This is a genomic window from Phyllobacterium sp. 0TCS1.6A (genome assembly GCF_026420825.1).
GTDB lineage: Bacteria > Pseudomonadota > Alphaproteobacteria > Rhizobiales > Rhizobiaceae > Phyllobacterium.
The window spans coordinates 407,699-433,995 of the sequence record NZ_JAPMAB010000002.1 but is presented as its reverse complement, the minus strand read 5'-3'; the positions used below and the strand labels follow the sequence as shown (position 1 = coordinate 433,995).

Here is a 26,297-nt window from a genome sequence, read left to right as displayed (position 1 = left end):
GATGTCACGCGAGTCGTTACGGAGTCGTTTCGCCTTGGTTTTGCGCGTGGTTTGTTCTATCCCACAGGGAAAGAAAGAGACGGCAGATGAAGAAACTGAATGATCCTGTACAATTGGCAATCATCGGCGCGGCGCATGGCACGCGCGGCGAATTGCGGGTGAAAACCTTCACGGAAGATGCCCTCGCCATCGCCGACTACGGTCCGCTCTATGATGCGACGGGACGCGCCTTCGAGATACTCGACATAAGGCCGGCGAAAACGGTGGTGGTGGTGCGCTTTCGCGGCGTCAACGACCGCAATGCGGCGGAAGCCCTGAATGGTACCGAGCTCTTCGTCGATCGCTCGCAACTTCCGGCGGATCTCGACGAGGACGAATATTACCATTCCGACCTGATCGGCCTCGATGCGCTGGATGCGCAGGGCCAGCGCTATGGCAGGATTTCCGCCATGTTCGATTTCGGCGGCGGCGACCTCATCGAGCTGACGATTCCAGGCAAGCGCCCGATGCTCATCCCCTTTACGCAGGCCGCCGTTCCGCATGTCGATCTCGCTGCGGGGCACATCATCGTCGATCCTGTCGCCGCCGGTCTCCTGCCCGATGCCGACGATGATGAAGAGCGCAGGAGGCAATTGGGCGACGAAGGCAAGCCGCGTTCATGACAGGCCGCCCCGTCTTCCGCGCATCGGTGCTGACCCTCTATCCGGAGATGTTTCCCGGACCCCTCGGCGTTTCGCTGGCGGGGAAAGCGCTGAACGATGGCGCATGGTCGCTGGAGACGGTGCAGATCAGGGACTTCGCCACTGACAGGCATCGCATGGTGGACGATACGCCGGCCGGCGGTGGGGCCGGCATGGTGATGAAGCCCGACGTCGTGGCGCGGGCAGTCGATCACGTCGCCGACGATGGGCGACCGAGATTGTTCATGAGCCCTCGCGGACGGCCACTCGACCAGAAACGCGTACGCGAACTCGGTGCCGGTCCGGGTGTCGTTCTCCTGTGCGGCCGGTTCGAGGGCGTCGATGAACGCCTGCTCGAGGCTCGCTCCTTCGAGGAGGTGTCTATCGGCGATTATATATTGTCCGGCGGCGAGACGGCGGCCATCGTCGTCCTCGACGCCATCATACGCCTGCTGCCGGGCGTGATGGGCAATTCGCTCTCGGGCGAAACCGAGAGCTTCGAGAGCGGGCTTCTCGAACACCCGCATTACACCAGGCCGCAGGAATGGGAGGGGCGGCGCATACCCGACGTGCTTCTGTCCGGCAACCACGGAGCGATCGACAAATGGCGGCATGAGCAGGCGGAACGCATCACGCGCGAGCGCCGGCCTGATCTCTGGCAGAGGGTGAAGGGGCCGGGCGGGAAATGAATGCCGGCTGCAGGTCGCAGCATCTGGAGCAGAGCACCTGGAGCGTGGACTTGACGAGGCGCAGAGGCTATTCATGCGCCGGCCCGTGCGCGCCCCGGCTGAAAAAGAATCGCACGAATAGGTGACAAAGCGGCTTTTATGGTGTATCTGCCCCGCCAACACGGGGAAACACCCCGGTCCATTAATCAATGAATGGTGAATTCGCTTCTGCCCCGTCGGGCATAGAAACACGGCCATGCTGCTGCGTTTCGAGAGTAGAGCGCTCTGACTGTTCGAGAAGAACGAAAAGGATGAAGACGATGGATATTATTCGTCAGCTCGATCTCGAGCAGAGAGAAAAAATCGAAGCCAAGCGCGTATTGCCGGATTTCAAGCCGGGCGACACGGTCCGTGTAAACGTGCGCGTCACCGAAGGTACGCGTACCCGCGTGCAGGCCTATGAGGGCGTATGTATTGCCCGCAACGGCGCCGGCATCAACGAGAACTTCACCGTTCGCAAGATTTCCTATGGCGAGGGCGTAGAGCGCGTATTTCCCGTGATCTCCCCGCTGGTCGAAGGCGTCGAACTCGTACGCCGCGGCAAGGTACGCCGTGCGAAGCTGTATTATCTGCGCGGCCTGACGGGCAAGGCTGCCCGCATCGCGGAGAAGAAGGACAATCGCAAGGGTAAGACCGCCGTTCCGGCGACCGGCACCAGCGAGACCGTTTCGGAAGCCACCGTTGCTCCGGCACCTGCTGCCGAGTAGTCCCGATACATTCCCTGAAAAGGCGGCTTTCGAGCCGCCTTTTTTGTTGAACTCGGCCTTTTGTGCGGATGCGCCGGGGGCATTGACGTGTCCGCGCCAACGTGGAAAGTCATCAGGACGAGAGTTCGGGGGCCGATATGTCTTGCAGATCATTTCTCTATTCGATCGTCGTCTTGTTTGTGTCGTGCCTGTCGGCGCAATCTGACTCGCTGCCTGATCTCGGCGGCAAGCAGGTGACGGTGGTCACCGAGAACGCCTATCCGCCGCTGCAATTCATCGATCCGAAATCGGGACAGCCGGTGGGCTGGGAATACGACGCGATGAACGAGATCGCGAAGCGGCTCAATTTCAAGGTGGAATACCTGAACACCAGCTGGGATGCGATGATCCAGGCCGTCGCCGACAATCAGTACCAGATCGGGATGACCGGCATCACCATCAATGAGGAGCGCAAGCAGAAGGTGGATTTTTCCGAGCCCTACATGCGGTCGGAACAGTTCATGCTGGTGCGGAGCGACGAGAAGCGGTTCGACGATGCCAAGGGCTTTGCCGCAACGGAGGATGCGCTGGTCGGAGCCCAGCCGGGAACCACGAATTTCTACGTGGCCGCGCATGAGGTGCTCGACGGCAATGAGCAGAATCCACGAATCAAGCTTTTCGAGACGTTCGGAGCGACGGTGGAGGCGCTGAAGACCGGCGATGTCGATATGGTGCTGACCGACAGCACCGCGGGCAGCGGCTATGCCGCGGCATCCGGCGGTGCGCTGAAACTCGTCGGCGGGCCGCTTGGCGCCGAAGAGTTTGGCTTCATATTCCCGAAGGGTTCGGAATTCGTGACGCCCGTCAATGCGGCGATCGCAGCGCTCAAGAATGATGGAACATTCGACCGTTTGAACAAGAAATGGTTCCTGGACTACAAGCTTGGACATTGACGGGCCAGGCAAGCGATGAACCAGCCCGGACGAACACCCCAAGAGCAGGATTTTCCCTGGTGGCTGGTCGTCGCAGGGCTGATCGCGCTGGCTCTTGCCGGCATCATCCTTGTCAGCCCGCTCTATGCGCAGGTTTTCGCCATCGTTTCCAAGGGGCTGTGGATCACGATATGGGTGTCGCTCCTCGCCTTCCTGCTCGCATCGGCCCTCGGACTTTTGCTGGCGATGATGAGTCTTTCGGAACACATCGTCCTGCGGCAGGCGGCGCGCTTCTATGTGGAGATCATACGCGGCGTCCCGCTGCTCGTGCTCCTGTTCTACATCGCCTTCGTCGGCGCACCAGCGCTCATATGGCTCGTCAACCTGGCTGCATCGCCCTTGCAGCAGCGAGGCTGGATGGAACCGCTGCTCGTCCGCGACATACCGCTCATCTGGCGCGCCGTATCAGCGCTGATGCTTGCCTATGCGGCATTCCTGGCGGAGATATTTCGAGCCGGCATCGAGGCTGTGCCGGTGGGGCAGCTTGAGGCGGCGAAGGCCCTCGGGCTGAAGCGGTACCAGCGGTTCCGCCGGATCGTGGCGCCGCAGGCCCTGCGCATCATCCTGCCGCCCTATGGCAATGATTTCATCTCCATGGTCAAGGATTCGTCCCTCGTATCGGTGCTCGGCGTGGTGGACATCACGCAGATGGGCAAGGTCTATGCCGCCGGTTCGTTCCGCTTCTTCGAGACCTATTCCATCGTCGCCTATGTCTATCTGCTCCTGACGATCAGCCTTTCCCTGCTGCTGCGGCGGCTGGAGCGACGCTTGAACAACAGCCGCCGATAGCCGGCGCTCACTGCATATGCAGCGGCGCATTGTCGCCGGATTATTACTTTTGGAGCTTGTTTCTTGACGGAACTGAAGCTCGAGTGCATATGTCCACGACATAATCGGAAAGATAGAGCCATTCCAGTTCCGAGCGGCCCTGTCTGATCATTTGATACGCATTTCCGGACGGAATTCTTCATCACTTCCGGGACTGCTTGAGGCTAGGATATCGAAGATGACTGCGCCACGCACACTTTATGACAAGATCTGGGATGACCATCTGGTCGATCGGCAGGATGACGGCACGTGCCTTCTCTATATTGACCGGCATCTTGTCCATGAAGTGACGAGCCCGCAAGCTTTCGAAGGCCTTCGCATGACGGGCCGCAAGGTGCGCCACCCGGAAAAGACGCTCGCAGTCGTCGACCACAACGTCCCGACCTCGCCGGATCGCGTCAACGGGATCAAGAACGAAGAGAGCCGTATCCAGGTCGAGGCGCTGGCACGCAACGCAGCCGATTTCGGCGTCGAATATTATTCCGAGCGGGATATCCGCCAGGGCATCGTGCATATTATCGGGCCGGAACAGGGCTTCACCCTGCCCGGAATGACCATCGTCTGCGGCGATAGCCACACATCGACCCATGGCGCATTCGGCGCGCTGGCGCATGGTATCGGCACGTCGGAAGTCGAGCATGTGCTGGCGACGCAGACGCTGATCCAGTCGAAGGCGAAGAACATGCTCGTTCGCGTCGATGGCCAGTTGCCGGAAGGCGTGACGGCCAAGGATATCATCCTGGCAATCATCGGCGAGATCGGCACCGCAGGCGGCACCGGCTATGTGATCGAATATGCGGGTGAAGCCATCCGCAGCCTTTCCATGGAAGGCCGCATGACGATCTGCAACATGTCGATCGAAGGTGGCGCACGCGCCGGCCTCATCGCACCGGACGAGACGACATTCGCCTATGTGAAGGGCAAGCCACGGGCGCCGAAGGGCGCGGCATTCGAACAGGCCGTGGAATATTGGAAGACGCTCAAGAGCGACGAAGGCGCGCATTTCGACAAGGTCGTCGTGCTCAATGCAGCCGAATTGCCGCCGATCGTTTCATGGGGCTCGTCGCCCGAGGACGTGGTTTCCGTCACGGGCACCGTGCCCAATCCGGACGAGATCGCCGATGAGACGAAGCGCACTTCCAAGTGGCGCGCGCTGGATTATATGGGCTTGAAGCCCGGCACGCCGATCACCGACATCGCGCTCGATCGCGTTTTCATCGGGTCTTGCACCAACGGTCGCATCGAGGATCTGCGCGCCGTCGCCAAGGTGGTCGAAGGCCGCAAGGTCAGCGAGACGGTCGATGCCATGATCGTTCCGGGCTCGGGCCTCGTGAAGGAACAGGCCGAGGCCGAGGGTCTCGACAAGATTTTCAAGGCAGCCGGTTTCGACTGGCGCGAGCCGGGCTGCTCCATGTGCCTTGCGATGAATGACGACCGCCTGAAACCGGGCGAACGTTGCGCTTCCACGTCGAACCGCAATTTCGAGGGCAGGCAGGGTTTCAAGGGACGGACGCATCTTGTGTCGCCTGCCATGGCCGCCGCCGCCGCGATTGCGGGCCATTTCGTCGATATCCGCAACTGGAAGTGAGCTGGTGGAAGCGATCTGGCGGCTCAGGCAGCCAGATCGACTTGTTTCACCGTCCGCGGTAGGCCGGAACGCCCTGGTCCGGCAGCCAAAGCCCTTCCGGCACCGGTCCCGACTGCCAGAAGACATCGATCGGGATGCCGCCGCGCGGATACCAATAGCCGCCGATCCGCAGCCAGAGCGGTTTGACGGCCTCGACGATGCGCTTGCCGATCCCGACGGTGCAATCCTCATGGAATGCGCCATGGTTGCGGAAACTGCCGAGGAAAAGCTTCAGCGATTTTGACTCGAGCAGGAATTCGCCGGGCGCATAGTCGATGACCAGATGCCCGAAATCCGGCTGTCCGGTCACCGGGCACAGCGACGTGAATTCCGGGCAGGCGAACCGCGCCAGAAACAGCGTACCCGCCTGCGGGTTGGGAACCGCATCCAGCAGGGCTTCGTCCGGATGGGCGGGAAGGGCGACATCCTTGCCGAGCATGGTCGCCTGTTCGGAATAATGGTTCATGCCACGCCTCCGGCGGTTTCGAACTCGCCCTGATATTCGCAGCCTTCGCCGCAACTGTCGCGATAGATGCCGATCTGCGCCAGCAAAGGGATGGCGGGCGCAAGCCGCTGCCATAGCCAGACGGCGATTGTCTCAAGCGTCGGAAGCTCCAGCCCCGGCACTTCGTTGAGGTAGCGATGATCGAGCGAATCGCGAGCCGCGTCCGTAGCGGCATACACCGCGCCGAGATCGGCAATCAGTCCGGTTTTCGGATCGGGCCGGCCTTCCAGCGTCACCCGTACACGGAAACTATGTCCATGCAGGCGCTGGTTGACGTGGCCGTCGGGAAAGGAATGCGGCAGATGATGTGCCGCTTCGAAGGTGAAGTCGGTAAATATTCTCATGGATTTCCTCTTCAGCACTGGCGCAGTACAGGCGCCCGCCACGGACTGCCTCAAGGCAGTCCGATCAATTTGTGGGTCTGCGTGCTCAGCCGCCAGAGCGGATGTGCGAGGCAATAGGCCGCTGCAGAAGCCACATGGGCGGCGGTTTGGGCCGGATCGCCAGTCACGTCAAGTGGCTGGAGGTAAAAATGGTCGAAGGCGAGCCCCACGAAGCGTGAAGGATGCGCCTCGGCCTCGGCTTGCGGAAAGACGAGTTTCAGTTCGCTGCCGGATGTCTGGACCAGCGGCGCGCTTGCTTTGGGCGATACGCAGATCCAGTCCAGCCCCGCCGGCGCCGGCAGGGTTCCGTTGGTTTCGATGCCGACTTCAAAGCCGCGAGCATGAAACGCATCGATCAATGGCGTGTCCAGCTGCAGCAGCGGCTCGCCGCCGGTGCAGATGACATAGGGCCTGCCATTCGTTGCAACGCTCGGGGCGCCGCTGGTAGCTCCGCTGGGCCAATGCGCCGCTACCGCATCCGCCAGGGCGTCCGCATTCTTGAACTTACCGCCGCCGGGGCCGTCGACGCCGATGAAGTCCGTATCGCAAAAACGGCAGACCGCGCGGTGTCGGTCGCGTTCCAGCCCCGACCAGAGGTTGCAGCCAGCGAAGCGCATGAAAACCGCCGCGCGGCCGGTGTGGTTACCTTCGCCTTGCAAGGTCAGGTAGATTTCCTTCACGGCGTAGGTCATGCGGCTTCGGCCTTGAACTTGCGCCAGCCATGCGCCCGCAAATCGCAAGCCGGACAGGTGCCGCAGCCATAGCCCCATTCGTGCCGTATGGAGCGCTCGCCCAGATAGCAGCTATGCGTCTCCTCGACGATCAGTTGCAGCAGCGGCTCGCCGCCCAGGTCGCGAGCCATGGCGAATGTCTCCGCCTTGTCCAGCCACATCAATGGGGTCTCGATCGTCAATCGCCGGTCGAGCCCGAGCGACAGGGCGACCTGCTGCGCCTTCAAGGTGTCGTCGCGGCAGTCGGGATAGCCGGAATAGTCGGTCTCGCACATGCCGCCGACGAGCACCCGCAGCCCGCGACGATAGGCGAGCGCGGCGGCAAGCGTGAAGAAGAGCAGGTTGCGGCCGGGCACGAAAGTATTCGGCAGGCCATTCACGGCCATTTCGATAGCGATCGGATCGGTCATAGCCGACGCGCCCAGTTGCCCGATCACCGTGGCGTCCAGCCGATGGTCGGCGCCCAATCGCGCGGCCCAATGCGGAAAACGAACGGCAAGGCTTCGGCGAAAATCGTCGCGGACCGCCAGTTCGATCCTGTGTCGCTGGCCATAGTCGAAACCGACTGTTTCCACACGGTCGAAATTTGCGAGCGCCCAGGCGAGACAGGTGGCGGAATCCTGGCCGCCGGAGAATAGAACGAGGGCACCCTCTGAATTCCTGGCCATTCGATCATCTTTCCTTGCAAAGCGGCGTGCATACAGCGCTGCCGGGTTGGGCGCAATCGCTTTCGGCGCGGCGCGGTCCAGGCGCGGCCGGCCCGATCGCACCGGGGAATGGACTTCGCCACCACGTTCCCGATCCGTCGCAACCGCGAACATCGACCATCTATCAGGACATCGCTGCCGGCCCGGCAGGTCGTCAAATCGATTTTGGTCCGCCGCCATGGTTGACGCGCGCACCACAATCGACCAATCCTCAGGGCAGGCAGAAACAAGGGACGGAAAACATGACCAAGAATGCTGCAAGCGAACATGCGATCGATATTTCCCTTCTGCACCTCAACGACGCGCATGAATTCGCCCCGCTCCTGGCGAGCTACGCCCAGGCATTGAAGCGCGGCGCGCCGCGCCGTCCGGACGATTATTACGCGGAGAATCTTCTGCGCGACCGGGCAGCGGAAATCGCCGGAGCGCGTCTCGACGGCGTTCTCGTCGGCTTTGTCATCTTCTACGATCTGCCAGAACCCGTATCCGGCATGCGTGCCGGACAGGTCGACCACATTTACGTGCACCACGACCATCGCGGCAAGGGCATTGCCAAGGCGCTGATCGACGTACTGGCCGACAAGGCCGAGGAACGCGGCTGGACCAAGCTGTCGTTGAACGCCCCGCGCGTGCCCGAGGACGGCAGAAAACTCTATGAACAGGTCGCGGCGCCCGCCGACTGGACGAGCTTCATCATCCGCTTCGGCAATCAATAGGCGCTTCTGCAGCGTGCCCGGGAAGCGACCGGATCGGTCGCATATCGGGGCGCGCCAAGGGGCGGCCCATCTTTGCGCTGCGCAATCCGGACAGACTCACTCAACTATTTTTGCCCACGCCGGCGATCAATTTTTATTGCTCGCCAGCGGCCATTTCCGACGTTTAAACGATTGAATTCCCTTGATAAAGCGGAAGCACTTGCTATTGCGGCCAATTCGCCGCATGAGGGTGAGCAAAGGGCCTTTGACGCAGTGCAAAAAGCGCATTAAAACGCTTCTAAATTACCTCGAAGGCCTGTCTGCCTGCCCGTCCTCCGGGACCATCATAAGGCGCCGCGCACATCATTGGGGACGCTATGAGCAAGACCAATTTGCATTCCAACCGGCCATTGTCGCCGCATCTGCAAATATACAAGCCAATTCCAACGATGGTCATGTCCATCGTCCACCGCATCACCGGATCGGCTCTTTACGTCGGCACGCTGCTGGTCGCCTGGTGGCTGATCGCAACGGCGACCAGCGAAAGGCAGTTCGACATCGTCAGCAGCGTCTATTCGTCCTGGATCGGCCTCCTCGTGCTGCTGGGTTATACCTGGGCTCTCATACATCACATGATCGGCGGGATTCGCCACCTGATCTGGGATACGGGCCGGGGGCTCGAAAAGGAAACCACGACAAGGATGGCCTGGGCCACGCTGGTATTGTCTGTTGCGCTGACCGTGCTCGTCTGGGTCGTGGCGTTCACAATAGCTTGAAAGGATATTGAGCGATGAGCGATATGCGCACGCCGCTTGGCAGGGTTCGCGGGCTTGGTTCCGCCAAGGAGGGGACGGAGCATTTCTGGCGCCAGCGCCTGACTGCCGTTTCCAACATTCCGCTGATCCTGTTCTTCATCGGGCTGATCCTTTCGCTGCATGGCGCCAGCTATGAGGAAACGCGAGCGGCCCTCGGACATCCCTTCACCGCATTGGCCCTGCTCCTTGTTCTTCTCTCTGCGCTCTACCACATGCGCCTGGGTATGCAGGTCATCATCGAGGATTATGTTCATGCGGAGGGCACCAAGGTGGTGTTGCTCATGCTGAACACCTTTTTCGCTCTGGCAGTCGGGGTCGTGAGCATATTCGCGATCCTCAAGCTGAGCTTCGGAGGCTAAGGCCATTATGGCAAGTACAGACAGCAAGGCCGGCAAGGCCTATACTTTCATCGACCACAAGTTCGACGTCGTTGTCGTCGGCGCCGGCGGAGCTGGCCTCCGCGCCACGCTCGGCATGGCTGAGCAGGGCTTGAAGACGGCCTGCATCACCAAGGTGTTTCCCACCCGTTCGCACACGGTCGCCGCGCAGGGCGGCATTGCGGCGTCGCTCAGCAACATGGGTCCTGATTCCTGGCAGTGGCATATGTATGACACGGTCAAGGGTTCCGATTGGCTCGGCGATACCGACGCCATGGAATATCTGGCGCGCGAAGCTCCCGCAGCAGTCTATGAGCTGGAGCATTACGGCGTGCCGTTCTCGCGCACCGAAGCGGGCAAGATCTATCAGCGCCCCTTCGGCGGACACATGATGAACTATGGCGACGGTCCGCCCGTGCAGCGTACATGCGCCGCGGCAGACCGGACTGGACATGCCATTCTTCACACGCTTTACGGCCAGAGCCTGCGCAACAACGCGCAGTTCTTCATCGAATATTTCGCGCTCGACCTGATCCAGGACGAGGACGGCACGATTACCGGCGTCGTCGCCTGGAACCTCGACGATGGCACCATCCACCGCTTTGCCGCGAAGATGGTCGTCATGGCTACAGGCGGCTATGGCCGCTCCTATTTCTCGGCGACGTCCGCGCATACATGCACCGGCGACGGCGGTGGCATGGTGGCTCGCGCCGGCCTGCCCCTGCAGGACATGGAGTTCGTACAGTTCCATCCGACCGGCATCTATGGAGCCGGCTGCCTCATCACCGAAGGCGCGCGCGGCGAGGGTGGCTATCTGGTCAATTCGGAGGGCGAGCGCTTCATGGAGCGTTATGCTCCTTCGGCGAAGGATCTGGCCTCCCGCGACGTCGTTTCGCGCTGCATGACGCTTGAAATCCGCGAGGGACGCGGCGTTGGCAAGAACAAGGATCACATATTCCTGCATCTGGATCACCTTGATCCGGCGGTCCTGCATGAGCGCCTGCCCGGAATTTCCGAATCCGCGAAGATCTTCGCGGGTGTCGATCTGACCAAGGAACCGATCCCGGTGCTTCCGACTGTCCATTACAATATGGGCGGCATTCCCACCAATTACTGGGGCGAAGCGCTGAACCCGACGGCGGATGATCCCGACCGCATCCAGCCCGGCCTCATGGCCGTCGGCGAAGCGGGCTGCGCCTCCGTCCATGGCGCGAACCGCCTCGGTTCCAATTCGCTCATTGATCTCGTCGTCTTTGGCCGCGCCGCTGCCATTCGTGCGGGCCAGGTGATCGATCGCAACAGCAAGGTGCCGGATATCAACGAGGCGTCCGTGACGAAGATCATGGACCGCTTCGACCGCCTCCGCCACGCTTCGGGCGGTACGCCCACAGCGGCGCTGCGCGAGAAGATGCAAAGGACCATGCAGGAGGATGCCGCCGTGTTCCGCACGTCGGAATCGCTGCGCTCGGGTGTCGAGCGGATGCACCGGATCTGGGGCGAACTCCCGGACGTCAAGGTGACGGACCGCTCGATGATCTGGAATTCGGACCTGGTGGAGACATTGGAGCTGGAGAATCTGATGGCCAATGCGTTGACGACGGTCGTGGCCGCCGAAGCACGCAAGGAGAGCCGCGGCGCCCATGCCCACGAGGATTTCCCCAATCGCGACGACGTGAACTGGCGCAAGCACAGCCTTGCCTGGCTCAGCCCCGAGGGCAGCGTCTCGCTCGGCTATCGCCCCGTCCACCTTGACCCGCTGGTCAAGGAAGAGGATGGCGGTATCAGCCTTGCCAAGATCGCGCCGAAAGCGCGCGTCTATTGATCCAGGAACCAGAGCACCATGGTTGAACTCGCACTTCCGAAAAACTCAAAAATGCGGCCAGGCAAGACCTGGGACCGTCCGGCAGGCGCAAACAATCTGCGCGAATACCGCATCTATCGCTGGTCTCCCGATGACGGGGAAAATCCGCGCATCGACACCTATTATGTCGATCTCGACGATTGCGGACCGATGGTTCTCGACGGTCTGCTATGGATCAAGAACAAGATCGATCCGACGCTGACGCTGCGCCGGTCGTGCCGCGAAGGCATTTGCGGCTCCTGCGCGATGAATATCGACGGGACGAATACGCTTGCCTGCACGAAAGGCATGGATGAGATCAAGGGCGCGGTTAAAATCTATCCGCTTCCCCACCTGCCGGTGGTGAAGGACCTGGTGCCGGACCTGTCAACTTTCTATGCCCAGCATCGTTCGATCGAACCGTGGCTCAAGACCGTTTCGCCCGAGCCCGCCAAGGAATGGCTGCAGAGCCATGAGGACAGGGCCAAGCTCGACGGTCTCTATGAATGTATTCTTTGTGCCTGCTGCTCGACCTCCTGCCCAAGCTATTGGTGGAATGGCGAGCGTTATCTCGGCCCGGCCGTTCTCTTGCAGGCCTATCGCTGGCTCATCGACTCGCGTGACGAAGCCACGGGCGAGCGCCTCGACAATCTCGAGGATCCGTTCCGGCTTTACCGCTGCCACACGATCATGAATTGCGCGCAGACCTGCCCGAAGGGCCTGAACCCTGCGAAGGCTATTGCCGAGATCAAGAAGATGATGGTGGAGCGCCGGGTCTGACCGCGCCGCCTGTCGTCGCGGACTTCACCCAGGCGCTGCCTGGGTGAATGAATTTCTGCGCAGGGTTGTGCCAAAGCCCCGCTAGGCGAGGCGGGCGTCGAGCGTTACCTCGATGGCGCCCAATGCCTTTGACAGCGGGCAGCTTGCCTTTGCCTGATTTGCGAGTTTCGTGAAGGTCTCGCTGTCGATGCCGGGTACGGTGCCGACCAGCGTCAGAGCGCTCCTGGTGATCTCGAATCCGCCGCCAGCGGCTGGATTGACGGAAACGACGGCCTTCGCGTCGAGATTTTCGGCCGGCGTGCCGTTTTCTGCGAGAAAGTGCGAGAGCTGCATGGCGAAGCAGCCGGCATGGGCGGCAGCCAGCAATTCCTCGGGATTGGTGCCGGAGGTGCCGCTTTCATCCTCGAACCGCGCCTTGAAATTATAGGGCAGACCTTTCAGAGCGCCGCTCTGCGTGTCCAGCGTGCCCTTGCCATCCTTGAGCGCGCCTTTCCAGATTGCCGTTGCCTGTCTATCCATGGGTCCGTCTCCTTCCGTGTGGGATTGTTCGGCGGACGATAGATCGTCCTGACGAAAAATGTGTGACTGCCGGAGTATCCGCCGTCATTTCAGAGATTAGCATTTTTAATGCGAGATTGTTCAAATGCATATTCTTGTCGCATTGCTTGGCCTCGCGAGCAGATTGACAATGCGCTGACGGTTATCGATAAAACCGCACCATTCCTGCGGCGACGGCTAAACGATATGGAAAAGTCCGATCTGATCGATATGATAGGCGAAGCTGCAGCCGCAGTTACAGTTTCGCCCGACTCCAATCAGCGACTGAAGAGGTTCAAGCAAAGGCTCGGCCTCGACGTCACCTGACCAGAACAGGAAAATCCCCTTGAAACAGAGAAAATTGGGCCGCACCGGCCTTGAGGTTACGGAAATTTGCCTGGGCACCATGACATGGGGTGTGCAGAACACCGAAGCCGACGCGCATGAGCAGATCGATTACGCGCTGGATGCCGGCATCAACTTCATGGATACGGCCGAGGTCTATGCGATTCCGTCCAGCCCCGACACCTATGGCAAGACGGAGACCTATATCGGCAGCTGGTTCAAGAAGACCGGCAAGCGCGACAAGTTCATTCTCGCCTCGAAGATCTCCGGCGGCGGCACGAACTGGATCAGGGAGGGAAGGCGGCCGGACCGGCAATCGGTGCGCGAAGCCGTCGAAGGCAGCCTGAAGCGGCTGCAGACGGATTATATCGACCTGTATCAGGTCCATTACGCCTCGCGCGGCCACTATCATTTCGGCACCGCATGGAAATACGCGCCGGAAAATCAGGATACGGCCGATGTGCTGGACAATATCGCCGATACGCTGCAAGGCCTGGACGACATGGTCCGGGAGGGCAAGATTCGCCATGTCGGCCTCTCGAACGAGACCGCATGGGGTATCGGCCAGTGGCTGAAGCTGGCCGAGCAGGGCGGCCTGCCACGGGTTGCATCGGTGCAGAACGAATATAGCCTGATCCAGAGGGTGTTCGATCTCGACCTGGCGGAGCTCAGCCATCACGAGGACGTGGGGTTGCTGGCCTATTCATCGCTGGCATCCGGCGTGCTGACGGGGAAATATCTCGGCGGTCAGGTCCCGCCCGGCACCCGCGCCACGGTCCAGCCTGGCGGGTTGTGGCGTAACAATGATTATTCGGCGCCGGCCGTGCAGGCCTATATCGATCTTGCGGCCAGGCATGGCCTCGATATCGCCCAGATGGCGATCGCCTTTGCCCTGTCGCGTCCGTTCATGACCGCTGTCATCATCGGCGCGACGACGATGGAACAGTTGAAGACCGACATCGCGGCGGCCGATCTGACCCTGTCGGACGAGGTGATATCGGAGATCAATGCGATCTACCGCGCCTATCCCCGTCCGCTCTGAAGGTGCTCAGATAGGCTTGCCCTGAAGCAGCCTGGGCGCGCCGGCCGAAAGGCCGGCGGCCTGGCGTATGAAGAAGCTCTTGATGCGCGGCATGCGCTCGACCAGCCCGAGGCCGAAGTCGCGCAGGGCGCGCACCGGCGTGTGGTCGTTCGAAAACAGCCGGTTCAGGACGTCCGTGGTGACGCCCATCTGCACCGTGTCGAAGCGCCGCCAGCTTTGATAGCCTTCCAGCACCGCCATCGAACCGATGTCGAGGCCGAGACGGTCTGCTTCCACGATCGTCTCGGCAAGCGCCGCCGCATCCTTGAAGCCAAGATTGAGGCCCTGTCCGGCGATGGGATGAATGCCATGGGCGGCATCTCCGGCGAGGGCAAAGCGCGGCTTGACGAAATCGCGCGCTAGAGTCAGTGCCAGTGGAAACGCCTTGCGGCCGCCGACCACGCGCAATTCGCCAAGCTTCAGGCCAAAGCGCTGCTCGAGTTCCGACTCGAAGAGAAACTCGTCCTCCTCGACAAGGCGTCGCGCGTCCTCGGTGCGCTCGGTCCATACCAGCGAAGAGCGATTTCCCTTGAGGGGAAGGATCGCGAAAGGCCCCGCCGGGAGGAAATGCTCCTCGGCCCGGCCATTGTGCGGGCGCTCATGGGCTACCGTGCATACGATGCCGGACTGGCCATATTCCCAGTTGACGGTCTTTATGCCGGCCATGTCGCGCAGCCGCGACCGCACGCCATCGGCCGCCACCAGCAGGCGGGCCGACAGCGTCGCGCCGTCGCCGTAACGCACGGCGAGCGCTTCCGCCGTTTCCTCGAAACCATGGACCGGCACGCCCTCGATCAGGCGCACGCCCAGAACCTCGGCTCGTTTCCGCAGGGCTTCGTTCAGCACGCGGTTCTCGACCATGTGCGCGAAGGGTTCCCCGGCATCGATCTCGCCGTCAAAGGTCAGGAACACCGGCCGCACGGGATCGGAGGTGCGCGAATCGGTAATGATCATTTCGGTGATCGGCTGCGCCTCGGGCAGGATCTCATCCCAGCAACCGAGTTGCTGCAGCATCCGCGAAGCGGCAGCGGCGATTGCCGAAGCCCGGGACTCGTTGCGCCAGACGCCGCTTGGAGCAGCGTCGATCACCGTGACGACGAGGTGCGGCGCCGATGATTTCAGGGCGACGGCCGTGGCCATGCCGACATAGCCGGCTCCCGCGATGACAACGTCCAAAATCTGCGGCTCTGTTGCGTTTTTCTTGACCATTATCGTCTCCGGGTCTGGCTTCCATATGGCGCTTGACTTGTGCGGCGGTTCCTGTTGCAAGCGTTGGAACGCCGCAGAGGAGACGCGCCATCATGTCCGACGCCATGAAAGAGCTTTTGTCCATACTCGACCTTGAAACGCTTGAACACAACCTGTTTCGAGGTCGCAGCCCGCAGGTCGGCTGGCAAAGGGTCTTCGGCGGACAAGTGATCGGGCAGGCGCTGGTCGCGGCGCAGCGGACGGTCGACCCGGCGCGCCATGTCCATTCCCTGCATGGCTATTTCATGCGTGCCGGCGACCCGAAGGTGCCGATCATCTACGAAGTCGACAGGATCCGGGATGGTTCGAGTTTCACCACCCGCCGCGTGGTGGCGATCCAGCACGGCCATGCCATCTTTTCGCTCGAAGCCTCGTTCCAGGTCGATGAAGACGGGCTGGAGCACCAGAAGCCGAAGCCGCTCAATGTGCCGGGTCCTGAAAGCCTGATAAGCGACAAGGACCTGAAGCAGCAATATCTGGAAAACGCGCCGAAGATCATCCGGCAATATTGGGAGCAGGACAGGCCGATCGAGATCAAGCCGCTGTCGTTGACCCATTACATATCACGCGAGAAGCTTCCGCCGGAGCAGAATGTCTGGATTCGAGCGACGGGACCGGTGCCCGAGGACCGGGCGATCCAGGCGGCCGTGCTGGCCTATCTGTCCGACATGACATTGCTCGATACCTCGCTTTATGCCCATGGCAGGACCATATTCGACCGCGACCTGCAGGTCGCCAGCCTCGATCATGCAATGTGGTTCCATCGCCCGTTCCGGTTCGATGACTGGATGCTCTATACGGCCGACAGCCCGAGCACTTCCGGCGCACGAGGCTTCAACCGCGGCGCCCTTTATGGCCGCGACGGCACCCTGATCGCCTCCACGGCACAGGAAGGCCTAATTCGTGTGCATCGGCAAGGTTAAATCTTAAACCACGACCATAACTCGCCCATTTTTTAGGCAGTGTGCACTGGCTCTGTGCGCGAGGTCAACTCTCGCAAAAAATCACTCTTTTGTTTCAATCTGTTAGCCGGGTCATTCGAATCTGGCACAAAACTTGAATCATCCCTGATAGTCACCGATGGCGCGAGCCGAGGCGATGTTTCCAAGCGGTCGGCTGCAGTCCGGTAATTCCACCGGGCGATCACCGCGAAAAGCGCAGGGGTAGATAGATGAAAATTGTGATGGCCATCATCAAGCCGTTCAAGCTGGATGAAGTGCGCGAAGCACTCACCGCTGTCGGCATCCAGGGCCTGACCGTGACCGAAGTGAAGGGTTACGGCCGGCAAAAGGGACATACCGAAATATATCGCGGGGCGGAATACGCAGTCAGCTTCCTGCCGAAGCTGAAGGTGGAAGTCGCGGTCGCATCGGACCTCGTCGACACCGCCATCGAGGCCATCACCACAGCTGCCAAGACCGGCCAGATCGGCGATGGCAAGATTTTCGTTCTCAGCATCGAGCAAGCCGTCCGTATCCGCACGGGCGAGACCGATACCGAAGCGCTGTAAGACATTTTGGGGTTCAAGGAGAGCATAATGAAAATTCCCACCAGTTTGACATCTGCGGCGCGCAGCACCCTCCTGGGGTCGCTGGCCGTCGCCGCGTTCGGCTCGCTTGCGGCCATTGCCCAGGAGGCGGCACCGGCTGCTCCGGATGCTGCCGCTGCCGTGGCCGCCACGGCCAACAAGGGCGATACCGCCTGGATGTTGGTCGCGACCATCCTCGTCCTGTTCATGATCCTTCCCGGCCTCGCTCTGTTCTATGGCGGCCTGGTGCGGGCTAAGAACGTTCTCTCCGTGCTCATGCAGTGCACGGGCATCAGCGCCCTGGTCATGGTGATCTGGGTCCTCTGGGGCTATTCCTTCGCCTTCGGTGGCGGCACCGGAGCCTTCTGGGGCGGGCTCGGCAAAGTGTTCCTGTCGGGCGTGACGCCGGATTCGACGGCCGCTACGTTCTCGGATGGCGTTGTCATCCCGGAACTGGTCTTCATCTGCTTCCAGATGACCTTTGCCTGCATCACGCCGGCGCTCATCGTCGGCGCCTTCGCGGAGCGTATCAAATTCTCCGCGGTGATGCTGTTCGTCGCCCTTTGGGTTTCGCTCGTCTATTTCCCGATCGCCCACATGGTCTGGGATGCAAATGGTCTCATCTTCAACTGGGGCGCGCTTGATTTCGCCGGCGGCACCGTCGTTCACATCAATGCGGGCGTGGCCGGCCTCGTCGGCGCACTCGTCATCGGCAAGCGTGCCGGTCTCGGCCGTGACATGATGGCGCCGCATTCCATGCCGCTCACCATGATCGGCGCCTCGATCCTCTGGGTCGGCTGGTTCGGCTTCAATGCGGGCTCGGCTCTCGAGGCCAACGGCACTGCCGCCCTTGCCATGATCAACACGTTCACGGCCACGGCCGGTGCGATCCTCGCCTGGGTGATCATCGAAGCGCTGGCGCGCAAGACGGCATCCATGCTCGGCGCGGCATCCGGCGTCGTTGCCGGCCTCGTTGCCGTCACGCCTGCTGCCGGTACTGTGGGTCCGATCGGCGCCATCGTGCTCGGCGCCATCGCAAGCGCGATCTGCTACTATATGGTGGCGGTGGTAAAGCCGAAGCTCGGCTATGATGACAGTCTCGACGTCTTCGGCGTGCACGGAATTGGCGGCATCATCGGTGCCATCGGCACCGGCATCTTCACCAGCGCGGCCCTCGGCGGCACCGGCTTTGCCGATGGCGTGACCATGGGCGGCCAGGTCTGGGTGCAGGCCAAGAGCGTTGGCGTGACCATCCTGTGGAGCGGTATCGGCTCGTTCATCCTCTACAAGGTGGTTGACGTGTTGGTGGGCCTGCGTCCAAGCGCCGAAAGCGAATCCATCGGCCTCGACCTCACATCACATGGCGAAGCCGCGTATCACAGCTGATCCTGGCGATCATTCTGCAGAAAGGGCCCGCTCGTCGGGCCCTTTTTGTTGTCCGGCAGCTCGAAGTCCGCGGCTTCCGTTCCATGGTTAATGCCCCCTTAACCATCGCGCCGTAACGTTAGAATCAAACATTGCGGCTCGTCTTGCCGCGTCGATGCTTTCAGGTGGGACCGGATTTCATGCGTCAGGGATATTCAGCCTCTTATGCCATCAATGACGAACGTGGTGGGTTCTCGCACCTGTTCCGCAGGCAGATCAATATTCTCGTTGGCATTGCCATCCTGTGCTTCGTCGCTTTCGCCATCGGCAGCCTGGCGACCTGGAACGTGCTCGATCCCAGCTTCAGCCATGCCACGTCCAATCCCACACGCAATGCGCTGGGCTATCCCGGTGCGGTCTTTGCCGATCTCGGCATGCAGTTCTTCGGCCTGTCGACGGTCGCCGCGCTGGTGCCCGCCGTCATCTGGGGACTGCTGTTCCTGACCGGCCGCGGCGTCGACCGTATGCCGCGCCGTGCCGTCGCCTGGTTCTTCGCCTCGCTTCTGGCGGCTGCCATGGCGGGTTGCTTCACCATTCCTCAAAGCTGGCCCATGCCCATCGGCCTGGGCGGCGTGCTCGGTGATATCGTCTTGAAGATCCCGGCCCTGTTCACGGGATCGTTCCCGCGCGGCGGGCTTGCCATGATTCTCGTCGCGGTGCTGGCAGTGCCGGCGTTGTGGGTCTTCGGCTTTGCCAGCGGCCTGACCTATCGCGGCAGCGAGCCGGTCATTGCCAAGAAAACCAGCAAGCAGGTCGTTCCCGACGATGATTTCGACGAGGACGACGAGGATGAGGAAAGCGAAGGCGGCGGTTTTCTTGCCATTGGCGCGCTCGCCCACTGGTTCTACAGCATCCGCGCATTTTTCCGCCGCATCTTCGGCCGCAGCGCCAGCCTCTATGCCGCCGCCCGCCCGGCGATGCGCGCCGACGAGGTCTTCGCCGAGGCGCCGGTTCGAGGTCGCGGCGCTGCCGAACGGCGCGAGCCGGGCTTCCATGATGACACGGCGCGCGATGCTGCGCCGCCGATCGACATCGGCAATGATGATTTCGACGATGAACGCTTCGATCCGGTGGCCTTCAGCGACGATGGGGAAATGGATGACTGGGGTGCGCAGCAACCGCCTCTCCGTCCTGCGCCCAAATTCGCCGGCACCGCTCGCATCGCCACGCCTGCGCCCGCGCCGAAGACCGGCGTGCGCATACAGCGCGAGGCGCAGACATCGCTGATCAAGCCGGAAGGTTTCGAAATGCCCTCGCTGCATTTCCTCAGCGAACCGAAGAATGTGGTGCGCAATCCAAGCCTTTCGAAGGAGGCGCTGGAGCAGAACGCCCGGCTTCTCGAAGGCGTGCTCGAGGATTTCGGCGTGCGCGGCGAGATCATTCACGTGCGGCCTGGCCCCGTCGTGACCCTTTACGAGCTTGAGCCAGCGCCTGGGATCAAGTCTTCGCGCGTCATCACGCTGGCCGACGATATTGCGCGTTCCATGAGCGCCATCGCCGCGCGTGTCGCCGTGGTGCCCGGACGCAATGCCATCGGCATCGAACTGCCGAACCAGACGCGCGAGATGGTCTATCTGCGCGAGCTGCTCGCCAGCCGCGACTTCGAGCAGACGAAGACGAAGCTGGCGCTGGCGCTGGGCAAGACGATCAATGGCGAGTCGGTGATCGCCGATCTTGCCAAGATGCCCCATCTTCTCGTGGCCGGCACGACCGGTTCCGGCAAGTCCGTCGCCATCAACACCATGATCCTGTCGCTGCTCTACCGGATGACGCCGGAACAGTGCCGATTGATCATGATCGATCCGAAGATGCTCGAACTGTCTATTTATGACGGCATCCCCCATTTGCTCACGCCGGTAGTGACGGACCCGAAGAAGGCGGTCGTCGCGCTGAAATGGACCGTCAAGGAGATGGAGGACCGCTACCGCAAGATGTCCAAGGTCGGCGTGCGCAACATTGATGGTTTCAACCAGAGGGTGGAGCAGGCGCAGAAGAAGGGCGAGCGAATCGCACGCACGGTGCAGACCGGTTTCGATCGTGCCACGGGCGAGGCGGTCTACGAGACGGAGGAGCTCGATCTGAAGCCCATGCCCTATATCGTCGTGATCATCGACGAGATGGCCGACCTCATGATGGTGGCGGGCAAGGACATCGAAGGTGCCGTCCAGCGCCTGGCCCAGATGGCTCGTGCCGCGGGCATTCACGTCATCATGGCGACGCAGCGTCCTTCGGTCGATGTCATCACCGGTACGATCAAGGCCAATTTCCCGACGCGTATCTCGTTCCAGGTCACGTCGAAGATCGACTCGCGCACCATCCTCGGCGAGCAGGGCGGCGAGCAGCTGCTCGGTATGGGCGACATGCTCTACATGGCCGGTGGCGGCCGTATCCAGCGCGTGCACGGTCCCTTCGTTGGCGATGACGAGGTTGAAAAGATCGTCCAGCATCTGAAGCTGCAGGGCGTGCCGGAATATCTCGACGCCATCACCGAGGAAGACGAGGACGAGGATGGCGGCAACGGGCCCGCCGGCACCTCCAATCTGGAGGATTCGGACGACCCCTACGACCAGGCCGTCGCAGTCGTCCTGAGGGACAAGAAGGCCTCGACGAGCTATATACAGCGCCGTCTGGGGATCGGCTACAATCGGGCCGCGTCGATCATCGAGCGCATGGAGGAGGAGGGCCTTGTAGGTCCCGCCAACCATGCCGGCAAACGGGAGATTCTCGTGCCGACACAGGATGACGACTATTGACGTTACGTAACCGCGGGGCCTTGCATGGCACGCTGTTCGAGCCTGCGGAAACGGCGTGACCGGCGAGACGGCCGTTACGTTACGGGTGCGGCGGAACCGATGCCGTAACCTGCCGTTTCTTGGCCATAGTCAAGACAAACTGACCAGCTAGCGTCAGCACAAGTACAGGAGACAGAACCATGATGAGAACGAAGAGATTGTTACGTGCCGCGCGGGGCCTTGTTCGCCACCTGGCCGTGGCGTCCATCGTCGGCATGGGGCTCCTGGTCACCGCCGCTGGCGCACAGAACGCGCCGGCTGTTCCCGCCGCGGCGCAGCAGATCGCCAACCAGTTTTCCAGCGTGAAGACGCTGACGGGCGATTTCGTCCAGTTCGGACCGCGGGGCGAGCAGACGGAAGGTACGTTCTATATCGAGCGTCCGGGCAAGATCCGCTTCAACTACAAGAAGCCGTCGCCGATCCGAGTCATCTCTGATGGCGAATCGGTCGTAATCAACAATCGCAAGCTTGACACGTGGGACGTCATCCCGCTGTCGAAGACGCCACTGAAGCTGCTCCTCAGCGACCAGATCAACCTGACCGGCAATACGGTCAAATCGGTCAAGGAAGAGCCGGACATGACGACTATCGTCCTCGGCGACAAATCGATCTTCGGCAACTCAACCATCACGATGATGTTCGACCCGCGCAGCTATGAGTTGCGCCAATGGACGATCACCGATGCGCAGGGCCGCGATACGACGGTGATGATCACCAATGTCCGCACCGGCGTGCGCTTCGCCAAGGACATGTTCGCCATCGACTACACGCGCATCGCGATGAAGCGGAAATAACAGCTTGCGGGCATGCGGCTGTTTGACAATGGCATGTGCGGTTTTCATACGGCCGCACATGGTTTAGTGTCGGCCGCACGTCCCACCCCAAGAGCCGCTTTTCATGCCCTTTTCCGTTGCTACCTGGAACATCAATTCGGTGCGCCTGCGCCTGCCCTTGGTCCTGCAATTCCTGCAGGATCACCAGCCCGACATATTGTGCCTGCAGGAGACCAAGTGCCCGGACGATCTGTTCCCGCGCGAGGCTTTCCACGAAGCGGGATATGCCCATATCGAGATCAGCGGCCAGAAGGGCTATCATGGTGTTGCCACGCTTTCCCGCCGGCCATTGGCCGAGCCCGCCCGCGTCGGCTTCTGCAACATTGCCGATTGCAGGCATCTCAGCACCGTCGTCGAGGCTGGCGGCAAGCGGATACGCATCCATAATTTCTATGTCCCGGCGGGCGGCGACGAGCCTGATCCCGAGATCAATCCGAAATTCGCCCATAAGCTGGGCTTCATCGACGAGATGAAGGCCATGCGCGCCGAATTCGGTGAAGGATCGGCTTCGTTGCTGGTCGGCGATCTCAACATCGCGCCGCTGGAGACGGATGTCTGGTCGCACAAGCAATTGCTGAGAGTCGTCAGCCATACGCCCGTCGAGACCGAGGGGCTCGAAAACCTGCGCAGAAGCGGCGGCTGGAGCGATCTCATGCGCCATCACATTCCGCCGAGCGAGAAGATCTATACGTGGTGGAGCTATCGCGCCGCGGATTGGAGAGCGGCGGATCGCGGCCGCAGGCTGGACCACATCTGGGGCTCGCCCGACCTGGAAGGCGACCTGCGCGATATCACCGTGCTGAAGGAAGCGCGGGGCTGGGAGCGTCCATCCGACCATGTCCCGGTGATCGCGCGGTTCGATCTAGACTGAGAGCCTAGCTTTCGCTGAACAAGTTGTCGTAGCGGGCGATGGAATCGATCAGTTCCTGGAGATCCAGCGAGATCTTCTCGTAGAGAGACACGGCAAGATCGGGATATTCTTCCAGTATCCTGCGGAAAAGCGAACGATTGAGCCGGATTACCTCGGTTTCCGCGTCCGCCATGGCGCTGGTCAGCCGCTTCGTCTGGGCAATGATGGCCATCTCGCCGAGCACCGCCCCGGGTCCGACCGTTTTCAGGATCACGCGGCCGGAAGACCCTTCGCGAAAAAGCGAGATACTGCCGCGATCGATCACATAGGCGCAGTCGGCCGATTGGCCCTCGCGGTAGAGTTCACGGCCTTCACGCAAGACGAGACGCTCGGTGCCGAAGGCGAGCAGACGCAGCTGATCGCGCGTAAACGTCTCGAACAGCCCCACTGTCTCCAGAATGCGAATATCATCTTCGATTGCCATGCAAGAACAGACATATACCTAGATTGGCCGCCGCAACATCAAGGAATGAGCTTGTATCCCCCGCTTTCCGTGACCAGTATGGTCGAATTCGAGGGATCCTGCTCGATTTTCTGTCGAAGACGATAAACATGCGTTTCCAGCGTATGGGTGGTGACGCCGGAATTATAGCCCCAGACCTCTTCCAGCAGCACGTCACGGGTGATGACCTTGCCGCCCGCGCGATAGAGATATTTTATGATCGCGACTTCCTTCTCGGTCAGCCTGATCTTGCCGCCCTTGGCATCGATCAGCATCTTCTGTCCCGGCTTGAACGTATAGGGGCCGACGACGAAGGTCGCGTCCTCGCTCTGCTCGTGCTGGCGCAGCTGCGCCCTGATACGCGCCAGCAGGACGGCGAACCGGAATGGTTTCGTCACATAATCATTGGCGCCTGATTCCAGCCCGAGAATCGTGTCGGAATCGGTGTCGTGGCCCGTCAGCATGATGACCGGAGCCTTGAAGCCGCCCTTGCGCAGAACCTTTACAGCTTCGCGCCCGTCCATATCGGGAAGGCCGACATCCATGATCAGGAGATCGACGATGCCATTCCTGGCTGCCTGGATGCCCTTGGTCGCATTGTCTTCTTCGATGATCTGAAACTCTTCATAGAGGCCCAGCTGTTCAACAAGGATCGACCGCAGATCGGCATCGTCATCAACGATAAGAATGGTACGTGCTGTCATTTGAACTCCGCCAAGTGGAAACAAGCCGTTGGAATTTAAGTCGAATTGGACAGGAAAGAAAGGGCATCGACTTGATATTGCTTATGTGGCGCATCAGTCTGGCATAAAAATGCGTTTTGTGAGGCAAGCATGCGTGGACGGAAATTGACAACGATCGTGGTACGCCGGCGCCCCGGCAACCCTTCGCAGGGCCAGCTTATCGCGGGTGGACTCGTGTTCCGTTGCGCCCTCGGGCGCTGCGGCATCAGCGCTTCGAAGCGCGAGGGAGACGGGGCTACGCCGCTGTCGACGATGCGCCTGCTTCACGGTTTCAAGCGCCCGGACAAGAAGGTCGCTGCGGCGACGGGCCTGCGCTTGCGCCCGCTGAAGCGCAATGATGGCTGGTGCGAGGTCAGCGGCGACCGCAACTACAACAGGCTGGTGCGCATCCCCTACAAGGTCAGCCACGAGACCATGTGGCGCGCCGACGATCTCTACGACATCTGCATCGTCCTCGACTGGAACATCAGCCCGCGCAAGCGTTCGCGCGGCAGCGCAATCTTCCTGCATCTGGCAAGGCCGGGCTACGGGCCGACCGAGGGCTGCATCGCGCTGAGCCGCCGCGACATGAACCGCCTGCTGCCGCACCTTTCGAACGGCGCGTCCATCCGCGTCGTGCGCTGATTGCACCAACTAGGCGACGGTCGGCCTGAACGCCCAGACGGTGGTCTTCTTCACCTCCGAATCTTCCAGCGCCCGCGTAACGGCGACGGTGTAGGTAGCGAGGGCCTCGAGGTTCGTTTTCGGCAGGTAGGAGCGCCCCGGATCGCCCACCAGCACCACCGCGCCACGCGCTGCCAGCCGGTCGAACCAGGGAGTGAGCCTGTCGGCCAGCGGCTTCTCGTAGAATACGTCGCCCGCCAGGATGACATCCCAGCCATGATCCTTGCCGATCAGATCCTCGGAGCAGAGTTCGAGGCCGACTTCGTTGATCGCTGCATTGATGCCGATGGCCTGGCCGGCGAAGCGATCTATCTCGCAGGAAATCGTCTTCGCAGCTCCCGCCCTGGCGGCAGCGATGCCGACGAGACCCGATCCGGAGGCGAAATCGAGGACGACGAGGCCCGCGACGGTACCCGGATGATCGATCACATAGCGCGCAACAGCCTGGCCACCGGCCCAGGCAAAGGCCCAATAGGGCGGGGGAAGCCCAAGAACCGCCAATTCCTCTTCGGTCTTGTGCCATAGGTCATGGGCTTCATCCGCCAGGCAGAGCCTTATCTCCGGCACGTGCGGAGGGGCCTGCAGTGACGTGTTGTTCAGTACGAATTGCCGAAAACGCTCGCTGTCCGGGTCCAGCGGAGCGTCGTTCATTCGGGTGCCGGAACCAGGCCGCCCATGCGGCAGACCTCTTCCCACTCATCCGGCGTCACCGGCTGGACCGAGAGCCGCATGGATGTCACGAGCGCCATCTTCTCGAGCTTCGGGTTGGCCTTCACGTCCTTCAGCGTCACCGGGGTCGGAACGTCCTTGTAGGCGCGGATGTCCACGCATTCCCAGCGCGGATCGTCGGTGGTGCTGTCATGGTGGGCCAGGGCGCAGACTTCCACTATACCGACGACCTCAAGCCCCTCATTGGAATGGTAGAAGAAGCCCTTGTCGCCGATTTTCATGGCGCGCATGTTGTTGCGGGCCAGATAATTGCGGACGCCGTCCCACTGGGTTCCCTTGGAGCCGGCGGCCTTCTGCTTTTCCCACGACCATTTGTGCGGTTCGGATTTGAATAACCAGAATGCCATGATGTCGCCTATTTCGCTGCTGGATTCTTGATGGCCCAGTTCCATGGGCGGATATCGACCGAGGCGAACAGGCCAGCCTTCGCGTAGGGGTCTTCGCCGGCGATCGCCTGCGCCGAAGCAGCGTCGGCGGCTTCGATGACGACGAGGCTGCCATTCGGCTTGCTGTCGGTATCGAGGAAGGGTCCTGCGAATTTCAGTGCGTCGCCGAGTCCGTCGAGATAGGCGAGATGGGCCGCACGGGTATCGAGGCGCAGCTGGAGCTGGCCCGGCTTGTCGTTGCAGATGAGTGCATAGAGCATG

The 26,297-nt window shown here is 61.3% G+C and carries 29 protein-coding genes and 1 pseudogene; 19 read left to right on the top strand and 11 right to left on the bottom strand.

All coding sequences use genetic code 11. The features are described from left to right. Positions 1–86 precede the first annotated feature (86 nt). The 6 genes and pseudogenes from rimM (at position 87) to leuC (ending at position 5,502) form a co-directional block, all read left to right on the top strand. Positions 87–662 (top strand): ribosome maturation factor RimM, encoded by a 576-nt coding sequence (gene rimM, locus OSJ75_RS06305; protein ID WP_267227273.1) that lies wholly within the window; start codon positions 87–89, stop codon positions 660–662. Further along, positions 659–1,369, top strand: coding sequence for a tRNA (guanosine(37)-N1)-methyltransferase TrmD (gene trmD, locus OSJ75_RS06300; RefSeq protein ID WP_250016479.1), 711 nt, complete (start codon positions 659–661; stop codon positions 1,367–1,369). Before rimM ends, trmD begins: the two co-directional genes overlap by 4 nt. Before the next feature lie 299 nt (positions 1,370–1,668). Further along, entirely contained in the window at positions 1,669–2,115 is a 447-nt protein-coding gene (gene rplS, locus OSJ75_RS06295) for a 50S ribosomal protein L19 (protein ID WP_250016481.1), read from the top strand. Positions 2,116–2,318: 203 nt separating this feature from the next. Further along, positions 2,319–3,047: pseudogene (locus OSJ75_RS06290) on the top strand (transporter substrate-binding domain-containing protein); the annotation flags it as partial. Positions 3,048–3,062: 15 nt separating this feature from the next. Next, positions 3,063–3,875 (top strand): amino acid ABC transporter permease, encoded by an 813-nt coding sequence (locus OSJ75_RS06285; RefSeq protein WP_267227272.1) that lies wholly within the window; start codon positions 3,063–3,065, stop codon positions 3,873–3,875. A 217-nt stretch (positions 3,876–4,092) separates the two neighbouring features. Then, positions 4,093–5,502, top strand: a complete 1,410-nt coding sequence (gene leuC / locus OSJ75_RS06280; RefSeq protein WP_250016487.1) for a 3-isopropylmalate dehydratase large subunit — start codon at positions 4,093–4,095, stop codon at positions 5,500–5,502. Positions 5,503–5,548: 46 nt separating this feature from the next. Here leuC and queF read toward each other — a convergent pair whose 3' ends face one another. From queF to queC, 4 genes are read right to left on the bottom strand one after another with little or no spacing between them, the layout of a single operon-like run. Further along, positions 5,549–6,007 carry a preQ(1) synthase gene (gene queF / locus OSJ75_RS06275; RefSeq protein ID WP_250016491.1) on the bottom strand — a complete coding sequence of 153 codons (459 nt, stop codon included), beginning with the start codon at positions 6,005–6,007 and terminating at the stop codon, positions 5,549–5,551. After that, a complete protein-coding gene (locus tag OSJ75_RS06270) occupies positions 6,004–6,390 on the bottom strand; it encodes a 6-pyruvoyl trahydropterin synthase family protein (RefSeq protein WP_250016493.1) in 387 nt (128 codons plus the stop codon). The genes queF and OSJ75_RS06270 overlap by 4 nt, the downstream gene beginning before the upstream one ends. Before the next feature lie 50 nt (positions 6,391–6,440). Next, positions 6,441–7,121 (bottom strand): 7-carboxy-7-deazaguanine synthase, encoded by a 681-nt coding sequence (gene queE / locus OSJ75_RS06265; protein ID WP_267227271.1) that lies wholly within the window; start codon positions 7,119–7,121, stop codon positions 6,441–6,443. Next, positions 7,118–7,828 carry a 7-cyano-7-deazaguanine synthase QueC gene (gene queC / locus OSJ75_RS06260; RefSeq protein WP_267227270.1) on the bottom strand — a complete coding sequence of 237 codons (711 nt, stop codon included), beginning with the start codon at positions 7,826–7,828 and terminating at the stop codon, positions 7,118–7,120. Before queC ends, queE begins: the two co-directional genes overlap by 4 nt. 281 nt (positions 7,829–8,109) lie before the next feature. Here queC and OSJ75_RS06255 point away from each other — a divergent pair, with 281 nt between their 5' ends. The 5 genes from OSJ75_RS06255 to OSJ75_RS06235 all read left to right on the top strand — a co-directional run bounded on the left by OSJ75_RS06255 (position 8,110) and on the right by OSJ75_RS06235 (position 12,374). Beyond that, entirely contained in the window at positions 8,110–8,583 is a 474-nt protein-coding gene (locus OSJ75_RS06255) for a GNAT family N-acetyltransferase (RefSeq protein ID WP_250016514.1), read from the top strand. A gap of 356 nt (positions 8,584–8,939) precedes the next feature. Continuing rightward, positions 8,940–9,338, top strand: coding sequence for a succinate dehydrogenase, cytochrome b556 subunit (sdhC, locus tag OSJ75_RS06250; protein WP_250016517.1), 399 nt, complete (start codon positions 8,940–8,942; stop codon positions 9,336–9,338). Between the two features lie 14 nt (positions 9,339–9,352). Continuing rightward, positions 9,353–9,736 (top strand): succinate dehydrogenase, hydrophobic membrane anchor protein, encoded by a 384-nt coding sequence (gene sdhD / locus OSJ75_RS06245; protein ID WP_250016520.1) that lies wholly within the window; start codon positions 9,353–9,355, stop codon positions 9,734–9,736. A gap of 7 nt (positions 9,737–9,743) precedes the next feature. Next, the gene (gene sdhA, locus OSJ75_RS06240) at positions 9,744–11,576 is read left to right on the top strand and encodes a succinate dehydrogenase flavoprotein subunit (protein ID WP_250016523.1); all 1,833 of its coding nucleotides are present in this window, start codon (positions 9,744–9,746) and stop codon (positions 11,574–11,576) included. 18 nt (positions 11,577–11,594) lie between these two features. Continuing rightward, on the top strand, positions 11,595–12,374 hold the full coding sequence (locus OSJ75_RS06235) for a succinate dehydrogenase iron-sulfur subunit (protein ID WP_250016526.1): 780 nt from the start codon (positions 11,595–11,597) through the stop codon (positions 12,372–12,374). 81 nt (positions 12,375–12,455) lie between these two features. Here the strand turns inward: OSJ75_RS06235 and OSJ75_RS06230 are convergent, their stop codons facing one another. Further along, positions 12,456–12,893 carry an OsmC family protein gene (locus OSJ75_RS06230; protein WP_250016530.1) on the bottom strand — a complete coding sequence of 146 codons (438 nt, stop codon included), beginning with the start codon at positions 12,891–12,893 and terminating at the stop codon, positions 12,456–12,458. A gap of 364 nt (positions 12,894–13,257) precedes the next feature. Here OSJ75_RS06230 and OSJ75_RS06225 point away from each other — a divergent pair, with 364 nt between their 5' ends. Then, positions 13,258–14,298: an aldo/keto reductase gene (locus OSJ75_RS06225; protein WP_267227269.1), complete on the top strand. Its 1,041-nt coding sequence runs from the start codon at positions 13,258–13,260 to the stop codon at positions 14,296–14,298. A gap of 6 nt (positions 14,299–14,304) precedes the next feature. On the opposite strand, the gene OSJ75_RS06220 is transcribed toward OSJ75_RS06225, so the two are convergent. Further along, positions 14,305–15,546, bottom strand: a complete 1,242-nt coding sequence (locus OSJ75_RS06220; RefSeq protein WP_416362524.1) for a ubiquinone biosynthesis hydroxylase — start codon at positions 15,544–15,546, stop codon at positions 14,305–14,307. Positions 15,547–15,638: 92 nt separating this feature from the next. On the opposite strand from OSJ75_RS06220, the gene tesB reads away from it, so the two are divergent. The 6 genes from tesB to OSJ75_RS06190 all read left to right on the top strand — a co-directional run bounded on the left by tesB (position 15,639) and on the right by OSJ75_RS06190 (position 23,034). After that, positions 15,639–16,508 carry an acyl-CoA thioesterase II gene (tesB, locus tag OSJ75_RS06215; protein ID WP_250016552.1) on the top strand — a complete coding sequence of 290 codons (870 nt, stop codon included), beginning with the start codon at positions 15,639–15,641 and terminating at the stop codon, positions 16,506–16,508. 248 nt (positions 16,509–16,756) lie between these two features. Further along, positions 16,757–17,095: a P-II family nitrogen regulator gene (locus OSJ75_RS06210; protein WP_250016555.1), complete on the top strand. Its 339-nt coding sequence runs from the start codon at positions 16,757–16,759 to the stop codon at positions 17,093–17,095. A 27-nt stretch (positions 17,096–17,122) separates the two neighbouring features. Continuing rightward, positions 17,123–18,499, top strand: coding sequence for an ammonium transporter (locus tag OSJ75_RS06205; protein WP_250016572.1), 1,377 nt, complete (start codon positions 17,123–17,125; stop codon positions 18,497–18,499). Between the two features lie 179 nt (positions 18,500–18,678). Further along, the gene (locus tag OSJ75_RS06200; RefSeq protein ID WP_267227268.1) at positions 18,679–21,291 is read left to right on the top strand and encodes a DNA translocase FtsK; all 2,613 of its coding nucleotides are present in this window, start codon (positions 18,679–18,681) and stop codon (positions 21,289–21,291) included. 179 nt (positions 21,292–21,470) lie between these two features. Then, entirely contained in the window at positions 21,471–22,124 is a 654-nt protein-coding gene (locus OSJ75_RS06195; protein ID WP_250016577.1) for an outer membrane lipoprotein carrier protein LolA, read from the top strand. 103 nt (positions 22,125–22,227) lie between these two features. Next, a complete protein-coding gene (locus OSJ75_RS06190; protein WP_267227267.1) occupies positions 22,228–23,034 on the top strand; it encodes an exodeoxyribonuclease III in 807 nt (268 codons plus the stop codon). A gap of 4 nt (positions 23,035–23,038) precedes the next feature. Here the strand turns inward: OSJ75_RS06190 and OSJ75_RS06185 are convergent, their stop codons facing one another. Next, positions 23,039–23,497 (bottom strand): cyclic nucleotide-binding domain-containing protein, encoded by a 459-nt coding sequence (locus OSJ75_RS06185; RefSeq protein WP_250016595.1) that lies wholly within the window; start codon positions 23,495–23,497, stop codon positions 23,039–23,041. Between the two features lie 38 nt (positions 23,498–23,535). Next, complete coding sequence (locus OSJ75_RS06180; RefSeq protein ID WP_250016615.1) at positions 23,536–24,219, bottom strand: response regulator transcription factor; 684 nt, start codon at positions 24,217–24,219, stop codon at positions 23,536–23,538. A gap of 129 nt (positions 24,220–24,348) precedes the next feature. On the opposite strand from OSJ75_RS06180, the gene OSJ75_RS06175 reads away from it, so the two are divergent. After that, positions 24,349–24,882, top strand: a complete 534-nt coding sequence (locus OSJ75_RS06175) for a L,D-transpeptidase family protein (RefSeq protein WP_267227266.1) — start codon at positions 24,349–24,351, stop codon at positions 24,880–24,882. Positions 24,883–24,891: 9 nt separating this feature from the next. On the opposite strand, the gene OSJ75_RS06170 is transcribed toward OSJ75_RS06175, so the two are convergent. Genes OSJ75_RS06170 through OSJ75_RS06160 form a run of 3 tightly spaced genes read right to left on the bottom strand, consistent with a single transcriptional unit; the run spans position 24,892 to position 26,296 of the window. After that, positions 24,892–25,572, bottom strand: a complete 681-nt coding sequence (locus OSJ75_RS06170; RefSeq protein WP_267227265.1) for a class I SAM-dependent methyltransferase — start codon at positions 25,570–25,572, stop codon at positions 24,892–24,894. Beyond that, positions 25,569–25,997 carry an EVE domain-containing protein gene (locus OSJ75_RS06165; protein WP_250016626.1) on the bottom strand — a complete coding sequence of 143 codons (429 nt, stop codon included), beginning with the start codon at positions 25,995–25,997 and terminating at the stop codon, positions 25,569–25,571. Before OSJ75_RS06165 ends, OSJ75_RS06170 begins: the two co-directional genes overlap by 4 nt. Before the next feature lie 8 nt (positions 25,998–26,005). Then, positions 26,006–26,296 carry a YciI-like protein gene (locus OSJ75_RS06160; protein ID WP_267227264.1) on the bottom strand — a complete coding sequence of 97 codons (291 nt, stop codon included), beginning with the start codon at positions 26,294–26,296 and terminating at the stop codon, positions 26,006–26,008. Position 26,297: the final 1 nt, after the last annotated feature.